At 37.9% G+C, this 9,611-nt stretch carries 7 protein-coding genes and 2 pseudogenes; 3 read left to right on the top strand and 6 right to left on the bottom strand.

Translation table 11 applies throughout. From position 1 onward, the window contains the following. Positions 1-150: 150 nt before the first annotated feature. The 5 genes and pseudogenes from SORDD24_RS11560 to uvrB form a co-directional block, all read right to left on the bottom strand. A complete protein-coding gene (locus tag SORDD24_RS11560; RefSeq protein ID WP_231082659.1) occupies positions 151-405 on the bottom strand; it encodes a hypothetical protein in 255 nt (84 codons plus the stop codon). 338 nt (positions 406-743) lie between these two features. After that, the gene (locus SORDD24_RS02325) at positions 744-1,247 is read right to left on the bottom strand and encodes a GNAT family N-acetyltransferase (RefSeq protein ID WP_061407106.1); all 504 of its coding nucleotides are present in this window, start codon (positions 1,245-1,247) and stop codon (positions 744-746) included. A gap of 16 nt (positions 1,248-1,263) precedes the next feature. Continuing rightward, positions 1,264-1,350, bottom strand: a pseudogene (locus SORDD24_RS10750) (UvrB/UvrC motif-containing protein); the annotation flags it as partial. A gap of 30 nt (positions 1,351-1,380) precedes the next feature. Then, on the bottom strand, positions 1,381-3,228 hold the full coding sequence (locus SORDD24_RS02320; protein WP_061407103.1) for a DNA/RNA helicase domain-containing protein: 1,848 nt from the start codon (positions 3,226-3,228) through the stop codon (positions 1,381-1,383). An 18-nt stretch (positions 3,229-3,246) separates the two neighbouring features. After that, on the bottom strand, positions 3,247-5,235 hold the full coding sequence (gene uvrB / locus SORDD24_RS02315) for an excinuclease ABC subunit UvrB (RefSeq protein WP_061407098.1): 1,989 nt from the start codon (positions 5,233-5,235) through the stop codon (positions 3,247-3,249). Positions 5,236-5,415: 180 nt separating this feature from the next. On the opposite strand from uvrB, the gene SORDD24_RS02310 reads away from it, so the two are divergent. From SORDD24_RS02310 to zwf, 3 genes are all read left to right on the top strand, one after another. After that, positions 5,416-6,864: an amino acid ABC transporter substrate-binding protein/permease gene (locus tag SORDD24_RS02310; RefSeq protein ID WP_081103488.1), complete on the top strand. Its 1,449-nt coding sequence runs from the start codon at positions 5,416-5,418 to the stop codon at positions 6,862-6,864. Then, a complete protein-coding gene (locus tag SORDD24_RS02305) occupies positions 6,864-7,604 on the top strand; it encodes an amino acid ABC transporter ATP-binding protein (RefSeq protein WP_061407093.1) in 741 nt (246 codons plus the stop codon). The genes SORDD24_RS02310 and SORDD24_RS02305 overlap by 1 nt, the downstream gene beginning before the upstream one ends. Before the next feature lie 148 nt (positions 7,605-7,752). Continuing rightward, positions 7,753-9,240, top strand: a complete 1,488-nt coding sequence (zwf, locus tag SORDD24_RS02300) for a glucose-6-phosphate dehydrogenase (RefSeq protein ID WP_061407089.1) — start codon at positions 7,753-7,755, stop codon at positions 9,238-9,240. A 45-nt stretch (positions 9,241-9,285) separates the two neighbouring features. Here the strand turns inward: zwf and SORDD24_RS02295 are convergent. Next, positions 9,286-9,611 (bottom strand): annotated as a pseudogene (locus tag SORDD24_RS02295) (signal recognition particle-docking protein FtsY); the annotation flags it as partial.

Raw genomic sequence — 9,611 nt, 5'->3', positions numbered from 1 at the left:
CCAATGAAAGAGGCAGCAAGAAATGATACAAACAAAGATCCGAATAACACACTCGTATCCAGGAGTTGACCAATCCTTCGGTGCCTTTCCATCCAAAGATAAATCATCTTAGTCCAAGAAGGCTTTTCTTTTGTCTTGTACTTCATTTGTCTACTCATCTTCATTTTCATCTACTCCTTTTTTTGAAGCTTTAGAGAGAAAGAAGATTGCCAACGTTAACATCAAGACTAGAAGGTAGATGACAATAGGAAACCAGATATAGGAAGACTCCAGTGAAAGCAAAGGCGAGAGAACAACTCTTCCTCTTTTTCTCACACCAATCAGTTGAAAAATGAAGCTAAGGATATTGATATAAATAAAGGGTTCACAAAATCTTTTAAGAGTCCTTTCTTTTTTAGTTTTCACTGACAAAAAGAGAGCATAAAACCTATTACCCAAGATAAAAAGATTCAATTGTAAGGGAAATAAGAGTTCTCTGTACCGATAATCAGCTGGAATGCTTTTGTTCTGTGATGTTGTAAATTCTATAATTAGGAACAAGATGATATAAAAGAACATATCAAGCAAAAATTTGACAAATCGATGCCCTTGTAACCAAAAACGAACAGAATCTAAGCCCTGACGACTTCTTATAATTCTTCTCTTTCAAATCCATAATAACTTCCCTCTATTTAAAATATATTTTAAAACGTAATCATTTGTTGATTTTGCAATCTGAAAACAAATCACAACTGTCCTTGCATTTAACTCTCAAATTCTGATGATTTCTTATATACCATTCTAATTTCAGTGAACGGTTTTCCAAGTTCAAGTATTTTTTCTTGACCATCAAGAGTAAAACCCATTTTTTGATAAAAAGCAATGGCTCGCTTATTCTCTTTTAATACCCATAAGAATATTTCAGAGAACTGTTCAAGAGTCGTCAGAGCTTCCTTCATTAACTTCTGAGCAATACCTTTTCCATAATAGTCTTTTAAAACATATAAGGCAATAATTTCGCCAGCTTGAATAGCCACATCACGAAAGTTTCCATAACTGATAAAACCAACTACCTTCATGCCATCCATCGCAATCAATGTATTTTCTGGATATTTTTGACTAAAGAATCGACATCTTTCTAATGTCATTGTCTCCTGAAATTCTGCAGGTAAAAGGTCGTCATAAGCCTCTCTCCACGTCTGCCAATGAACGAGGGACTTACCTTCTATCTCTTCAGGAGTTTCCATCTGTTTGATAGTAAGATCCATTTATTTTTCTCCTTCACTACCCCAACGCCTTGACTTCCAACATCATATCCCGAATTTGTGCTGCCAGTTCAAAGTCAAGCACTTCGACGGCTTCTTGCATTTGTTAAAAATCAATATACTATTTCATAAACAATTAATTTTTGTCAGCCGAAAATATTTTTAGCAAAAACTCCCTTAGTTTATCATCCTCTATATAAACTATTTGACCATATACTGCCCTAGTCAATAAAATATAATAAGCGTTTTTTACAAATTCATCAATTTGATTAACTCCCTTTTTTGCAGCCGTGTCAAAAAAATTATATTTATCAACTTTTATACATTTTTCTTTCTCATCTAAATAGATATCTTTACCAATATAGACTGATGTGAAATCTACATCAAAACCATGGATATCATAAACATTTCCAACTTCTTTTGTTTTGTTTGCATATTCTCTATACTTTTTGCCATTCTCACTCCATTTCAACACTTCCCCAGTAGATTCAACTTTTAAAAATACTTTATCATTTTTTAAGGGTTTACAATAACCAGCTAATCGTAATGATTTTTTTTCGGAAAATCTTGACTGCTTATCTGTTATATATTGCGCCCAATCCTCTATATTTCTTGCGATTCTAAAATATCCTTTTTCTCCTAAATCTTTATATTTAGAAACAAAGCTATCATCCAAATCTTTTTTAGATTCTATTCCTAACAGATCCTTTATAAATGTTATAAACTTATTTGCAAATTTACTATCATTACCTTTTAAAATTCTGAGCTGAGGTTCTAATTCAGGCGTATTATTAACAGCATTCTGTAAATCTTTAAAAGTTTCTTCAACATATTTATTATCAACTTTTCTTAAACATTGAGTATTATCATAAGAAATTATTAATTGTGAATCATCGAATTTCTTTTTGATATAGTCTAAAACAGATGGATAAGGTAGTTTATCAAACTCTTCCTTCGAAAAATCGTTTATATTATTTGAAATTCCATTAATATTTTTTAAAATATCTGTATCATGTTTGGCACCTGTAGGATAGATTAAATTCTCAGTTAATCTTGTTGTTCGTTGAGCCTCATCAATAAAAATATAATCAAACTTTTTGTTAGTATTTTTTAATTTATTAAAAGTAACAATATCTATATTGTTTTTATTTGGTTTCAATCCGTAACTAGTTAAAATTTTTTTAAATCTATCTCTATGTGTATTCCTTACAAATATAGCAATTTGAGAATTAGGTTTTTCTAATTTTAAACGAGCAATAAGATGTAATAATAGTACAGTTTTCCCTGTTCCAGCTCCCCCTTTAATAAAATGAACACGTTTATCACTTTGTTCTAAAATCATTTTTAAAATGGAATTTTGATTTTCCGTGAGTTCAAAGAAAGGACTTTCCGCAAACAAACTTGAAGTAACTCTCTTTAAATTTGGCTTATTATCAATTAAATCATTATTCTGTAAAATTTTAAGAATATTATTGATTATCTCTTTTTCAACTTCTTCTCTTAAAGATTGATATTTTCCTGATTCATTACCTCTATCTTTGTTTGCAAGTAGTTTACCAACGTAACCATCATCTTTGTTCATGTTTACAAAATTTAAAAAATTAAATTCTTCAATAAAAGTTAAAATCAAAATTTTTTCAATATAATTTAAATTTTGGGATATATTCTCTCCATAAAAAGCTATGTACTCACCATTTATAAATTCTTTAAAACGTTCATAATCTTCTTTTTTTAACTTTTCACTATGCTCTTTAGTTCTCCTACTCACATCAATAGTCTGACCAATATAATACCTTCTTCCATCACTTTGAATAGGGGATATATAAATATAAATCAATGGAAAGTCAGATAGTGCTCTTAAATCTTCATCAGAAATATCAGGAATAATTTCATCTTTGAGTTTAGCTCTAACATATTTAAATTTGGGATTCTTTTTTGGATATTGACCCCAAACAGGAAATTCTTTATTTTCTGTATTAGTCATTCTTTTAACCTTTATATTCTAATCCAACGCCTTGACTTCCAACATCATATCACGGATCTGAGCTGCCAGTTCAAAGTCAAGCACTTCGACGGCTTCTTGCATTTGTTTTTCCAGTTTTTTGACGAGTTCTTTGCGCTCTTGTTTATTGAGGCTATTGATATCAACTTCCTTATCCTCTTCCTTGGCAACTGCCTTGGTCACGGCGATTAGGTCACGGATTTCTTTCTTGATTGTCTGTGGTACAATACCATGCTCTTCATTATAGGCCATCTGGATTTTCCGACGACGAGCCGTTTCATCAATGGCACGTTGCATAGATTGAGTCATGGTATCAGCGTACATGATGACATGTCCTTCGCTATTACGAGCAGCACGTCCAATTGTCTGGATTAAGCCACGTTCGTTACGAAGGAAACCTTCCTTATCAGCATCTAGAATAGCTACGAGACTCACCTCAGGAACGTCAATCCCTTCACGGAGGAGATTAATCCCGACCAAGACATCAAAGACACCCAAGCGCAGGTCACGGATAATCTCCGTCCGCTCCAAGGTCTTGATATCCGAGTGCATATACTTGACCTTGATACCCATTTCTTTGAAGTAGTCCGTCAAATCTTCGGCCATTTTCTTGGTCAAGGTGGTGATAAAGGTACGCTCATTCTTTTCAACACGGGCATTGATTTCACCTAAAAGGTCATCAATCTGTCCCATAGTCGGACGAACTTCCACCTCTGGATCTAGAAGACCAGTCGGACGGATGATTTGCTCGATCACTGTCTCGGTCTGTTCATTCTCATAGTCACCAGGTGTCGCTGAAACGTAAACAATCTGATGCACATGGCTTTCAAACTCCTCCCGACGGAGAGGACGGTTGTCCAAAGCAGATGGCAAACGGAACCCGTAATTAACCAGCATTTCCTTACGCGAACGGTCTCCATTGTACATACCCTTGATCTGCCCCATGGTCATGTGACTTTCATCAATCATGATCAAGAAATCATCTGGGAAGAAGTCGAGAAGCGTATAAGGAGGCTCTCCTTCGCTACGACCATCCATGTGGCGTGAATAGTTCTCAACCCCATTTGTATAGCCCATTTCACGTAGCATCTCGATATCATACTCTGTCCGCTGTTTCAAACGCTGGGCTTCTAGCAGTTTTCCTTCCTTTTCAAAGACAGCTAACTGCTCCTCCAACTCTGCCTGAATCTTGGCAATTGCAACTTCCATGTGGTCATCATTGGTCACAAAGTGAGTAGCTGGGAAAATCGCCAAATGATCCACTTCTCCCAATACCTGACCTGTCAAAGCCTCAACCTCACGGATACGGTCAATTTCATCTCCGAAGAATTCTACTCGAAAAGCGTGTTCATCTCGGGACGCTGGGAAAATCTCCACCACATCCCCACGAACGCGAAATCTTCCCCGTTGGAAATCAATATCATTGCGTTCAAACTGTATATCTACCAAGTCATTCAAGAGTTTATCACGCGAAATCTCCAGACCTGGACGGAGACTAACCACGCTATCAGAGTATTCCTTAGGCGAACCTAAACCATAGATACAAGAGACAGAAGCCACAACGATGACATCATTACGCTCTAAAAGGGCTGAAGTCGCTGAGTGGCGAAGCTTATCAATCTCGTCATTGACGGAACTGTCCTTCTCAATGTAGGTATCGCTAGAAGGCACATAGGCTTCTGGCTGGTAATAATCATAGTAGGATACGAAGTACTCAACAGCATTCTCAGGGAAAAATTCCTTAAACTCTCCATAGAGCTGACCAGCTAGGGTTTTGTTATGGGCAATGACCAAAGTTGGTTTATTGACTTTGGAAATGACCTGACTCATGGTATAGGTCTTCCCAGTACCAGTCGCCCCCATCAGAATTTGGGCTTTTTCTCCACCCTCGATATTATCAACCAACTGCTCAATCGCTTGGGGTTGATCTCCTGAAGGTTGATATTTTGATACTAGTTTAAATTTATTATCTGTTATTCGATTTATCATGATTGCCTCATCTGCATTTTTCTATCCTTCTATTTTACCATAAATTTTACCAGATTCTTTATCTCTGAATTTAACAGGGTTATAAATCTATGTTATATCTTCTTACATAAAAAGTCTTAAAATTTGCCTTCTGAAATATTTTCTGTTATAATGGGAAAATATTCAGAAAGGAGACTTAAAATGAAGAAAAAATTCCTAGCATTTTTGCTAGTTTTATTTCCCATTTTCTCACTAGGAGTAGTAAAAGCTGACACAGTTAAATCTAAGTATGTTATTGCAAGTGATTCATCTTTTGCTCCCTTCGTATTTCAAAATTCAGATAACGAGTACACTGGTATTGATATGGACTTGATCAAGGCTATTGCCAAGGATCAAGGAATTGAGATTGAAATTACCAATCCTGGATTTGACGCAGCTATCAGCGCTGTTCAAGCGGGGCAAGCAGATGGTATCATTGCTGGTATGTCTGTAACAGATGCCCGTAAGGAAACATTTGACTTCTCAGATTCCTACTACACTGCTAATACCATTCTCGGTGTAAAAGAATCAAGCACTATCGCTTCTTATGAAGACCTCAAGGATAAGACCGTTGGTGTTAAAAATGGTACTGCTTCTCAAACATTCCTTACGGAAAACCAAAGCAAATACGGTTACAAGATTAAAACTTTTGCAGATGGTGCATCAATGTACGACAGTCTCAATACTGGGGCTATCGATGCCGTGATGGATGATGAGCCTGTTCTTAAATATTCGATCAGCCAAGGTCAAAAATTGAAAACGCCAATCGCTGGAACTCCAATCGGCGAAACAGCTTTTGCAGTCAAGAAAGGTAGCAATCCAGAGTTGATCCAGATGTTTAATAAGGGACTTGCCAATCTCAAAGCTAATGGAGAATTCCAAAAAATTCTCGACAAGTATCTAGCAAGTGGACCAACAACTACTTCTACAAATACAGTTGACGAAACCACTATCTGGGGCTTGCTTCAAAACAACTACAAACAACTCCTTAGCGGGCTTGGAATCACTCTCGCTTTAGCACTTATTTCGTTTGCGATTGCCATCGTGATTGGGATTATCTTTGGTATGTTCAGCGTTAGTCCATACAAATCACTCAGAGTCATTTCAGAGATTTTTGTGGATGTCATTCGTGGTATTCCGTTGATGATTCTAGCAGCTTTCATCTTCTGGGGTATTCCAAACTTCATCGAGTCGATTACTGGTCAGCAAAGCCCTATCAACGACTTTGTAGCTGGTACCATTGCCCTTTCGCTCAATTCAGCTGCTTATATTGCTGAAATTGTTCGTGGTGGTATCCAAGCTGTTCCAGTTGGTCAAATGGAGGCCAGCCGCAGTCTTGGTATCTCTTATGGAAAAACCATGCGTAAGATTATCTTGCCACAAGCAACTAAATTGATGTTGCCAAACTTTGTCAACCAATTCGTTATCGCTCTTAAAGATACAACCATCGTGTCTGCTATCGGTTTGGTGGAACTTTTCCAAACTGGTAAGATCATCATCGCCCGTAACTACCAAAGTTTCAAGATGTATGCAATCCTTGCTATCTTCTATCTTGTAATTATCACGCTTTTGACTAGACTAGCGAAACGCTTAGAAAAGAGGATTCGTTAATGGCAAAACTAAAAATTGATGTAAATGATTTGCATAAGTATTATGGAAAAAACGAAGTTTTAAAAGGTATTACAACTAAATTCTATGAAGGAGATGTTGTTTGTATCATCGGTCCTTCTGGTTCTGGTAAATCCACTTTCCTCCGTAGCCTTAACCTTCTCGAGGAGGTAACGAGTGGCCACATCACAGTAAATGGTTATGATCTGACTGAAAAATCAACCAATGTCGACCATGTTCGTGAAAACGTGGGAATGGTCTTCCAACATTTCAACCTCTTCCCTCACATGTCCGTTTTAGATAACATTACCTTTGCTCCAGTTGAACACAAATTGATGACCAAGGCTGAAGCTGAGAAATTGGGAATGGAATTACTAGAGAAAGTTGGCCTTGCTGATAAGGCACATGCCAACCCAGATAGCCTTTCAGGTGGTCAGAAACAGCGTGTAGCTATCGCTCGTGGACTTGCCATGAATCCTGATATCATGCTCTTTGATGAGCCAACTTCTGCTCTTGACCCTGAAATGGTTGGAGATGTACTGAATGTTATGAAGGAATTGGCGGAGCAAGGCATGACCATGATCATCGTAACCCACGAGATGGGATTTGCACGTCAGGTAGCCAACCGCGTTATCTTTACAGCTGATGGTGAATTCCTAGAAGATGGGACGCCAGATCAAATCTTTGATAACCCGCAACACCCTCGTCTAAAAGAGTTCTTGGACAAGGTCCTAAACGTATAAAACGAAACTGTAAGGAAATCCTTACAGTTTTTTAATTGCGTATTGGATTTTTGATTTTTTTGAAAATTATGATAAAATAAAAACTATGATAATGAGGAAATCTCATCCCTAGTCCAACTAGGAAAAAATATAGAAATTAGGTAGCTAGATGTCATCAAAGGTTATTGTTACAATTTTCGGTGCGAGTGGAGATTTAGCTAAACGCAAACTCTACCCTTCCCTTTTCAGACTCTATAAATCAGGCAATCTCTCTGAGCATTTTGCTGTTATCGGAACAGCTCGTAGACCTTGGAGTAAGGAATATTTTGAATCTGTAGTTGTCGAGTCCATCCTTGATTTGGCAGATAGTACCGAGCAAGCCCAGGAATTTGCTAGCCACTTCTACTATCAAAGCCATGATGTGAATGATACGGAACATTACATTGCTTTACGTGAATTACAGGCTGAGCTCAACGAAAAATACCAAGCTGAACACAACAAGCTCTTCTTCTTGTCTATGGCACCTCAGTTCTTTGGTACCATTGCCAAACACCTCAGGTCTGAAAACATCGTTGACGGCAAAGGTTTTGAGCGCTTGATTGTTGAGAAACCTTTTGGCACAGACTATGAAACTGCAAGTAAGCTAAATGAGGATCTTCTAGCAACATTTGATGAAGAACAGATCTACCGTATCGACCATTACTTGGGGAAAGAAATGATTCAAAGTATCTTTGCGGTTCGATTTGCCAATATGATCTTTGAAAATGTTTGGAACCGTGAGCACATTGATAATGTGCAGATTACCTTTGCTGAGCGCTTGGGAGTTGAGGAACGTGGTGGCTACTATGATGAATCTGGTGCCCTCCGTGACATGGTTCAAAACCACACTCTCCAGCTTTTATCTCTTCTAGCCATGGATAAGCCTGCCAGCTTTACAAAAGATGAGATTCGTGCTGAGAAGATTAAAGTATTTAAAAATCTCCACCAACCAAGTGAGGAAGAATTAAAAGAACACTTTATCCGTGGTCAATACCGTTCTGGAAAGATCGATGGTAAGAAATACATTTCCTACCGTAGCGAGCCAAACGTTAACCCTGAGTCTACAACAGAAACCTTTGCCTCTGGTGCCTTCTTTGTAGACAGCGATCGCTTCCGTGGCGTTCCTTTCTTCTTCCGTACTGGTAAACGCCTAACAGAAAAAGGCACTCATGTCAATATCGTCTTTAAGCAAATGGACTCTATCTTTGGTGAGCCTTTGGCACCAAATATCTTGACCATCTACATCCAACCAACAGAAGGTTTCTCTCTCAGCCTCAATGGTAAACAAGTAGGTGAAGAATTTAACCTGGCGCCAAGCTCTTTAGATTATCGTACAGATGCTACCGCTACTGGCGCTTCACCAGATCCATACGAAAAGCTAATTTACGATGTCTTGAATAACAATTCTACCAACTTTAGCCACTGGGATGAGGTGAGCGCTTCTTGGAAATTGATTGACCGTATCGAAGAGCTCTGGGCTCAAAATGGAGTTCCGCTCCACGACTACAAGTCTGGAAGCATGGGACCACAAGCTAGCTTTGACTTACTTGAGAAGTTTGGAGCCAAATGGACTTGGCAACCAGATATCGCCTATCGAGAACAAGGTCGTTTAGAATAACAAAAATATCCTGCAAGTGTATCTTGCAGGATTATTTACTTTCTGTTAAATCAAGCCCTCTAAAAGACCCTTCATAAAGTTTTCTGAGTTAAACTCTCCGATATCATCGATTTTTTCACCGAAACCGATCAATTTTACAGGGATATTGAGTTCTTCACGAATTGCCAGAACAACACCACCACGAGCAGTTCCATCAATCTTGGTCAATACAATACCAGTAACTGGAGTGATTTTAGAAAATTCTTTAGCCTGTACCAAAGCGTTCTGACCCGTAGAGGCATCAAGTGCCAGAAAGGTTTCATGTGGTGCTTCTGGAAGCACACGCTTGATGATGCGACCAATCTTTTCCAACTCGGCCATAAGGTTTTCCT

It is taken from the genome of Streptococcus oralis, assembly GCF_001579175.1.
In the GTDB taxonomy this organism is placed as follows: Bacteria; Bacillota; Bacilli; order Lactobacillales; family Streptococcaceae; genus Streptococcus; species Streptococcus oralis_O.
This window is presented reverse-complemented; position numbering and strand designations above follow the sequence as displayed.

Coding starts and splice junctions, on each gene's coding strand:
- zwf (WP_061407089.1), top strand. CDS start 7,753: ATGTCATCAAAGGTTATTGTTACAATTTTCGGTGCGAGTGGAGATTTA.
- SORDD24_RS02325 (WP_061407106.1), bottom strand. CDS start 1,247: ATGGATCTTACTATCAAACAGATGGAAACTCCTGAAGAGATAGAAGGT.
- uvrB (WP_061407098.1), bottom strand. CDS start 5,235: ATGATAAATCGAATAACAGATAATAAATTTAAACTAGTATCAAAATAT.
- SORDD24_RS02310 (WP_081103488.1), top strand. CDS start 5,416: ATGAAGAAAAAATTCCTAGCATTTTTGCTAGTTTTATTTCCCATTTTC.
- SORDD24_RS02305 (WP_061407093.1), top strand. CDS start 6,864: ATGGCAAAACTAAAAATTGATGTAAATGATTTGCATAAGTATTATGGA.
- SORDD24_RS02320 (WP_061407103.1), bottom strand. CDS start 3,228: ATGACTAATACAGAAAATAAAGAATTTCCTGTTTGGGGTCAATATCCA.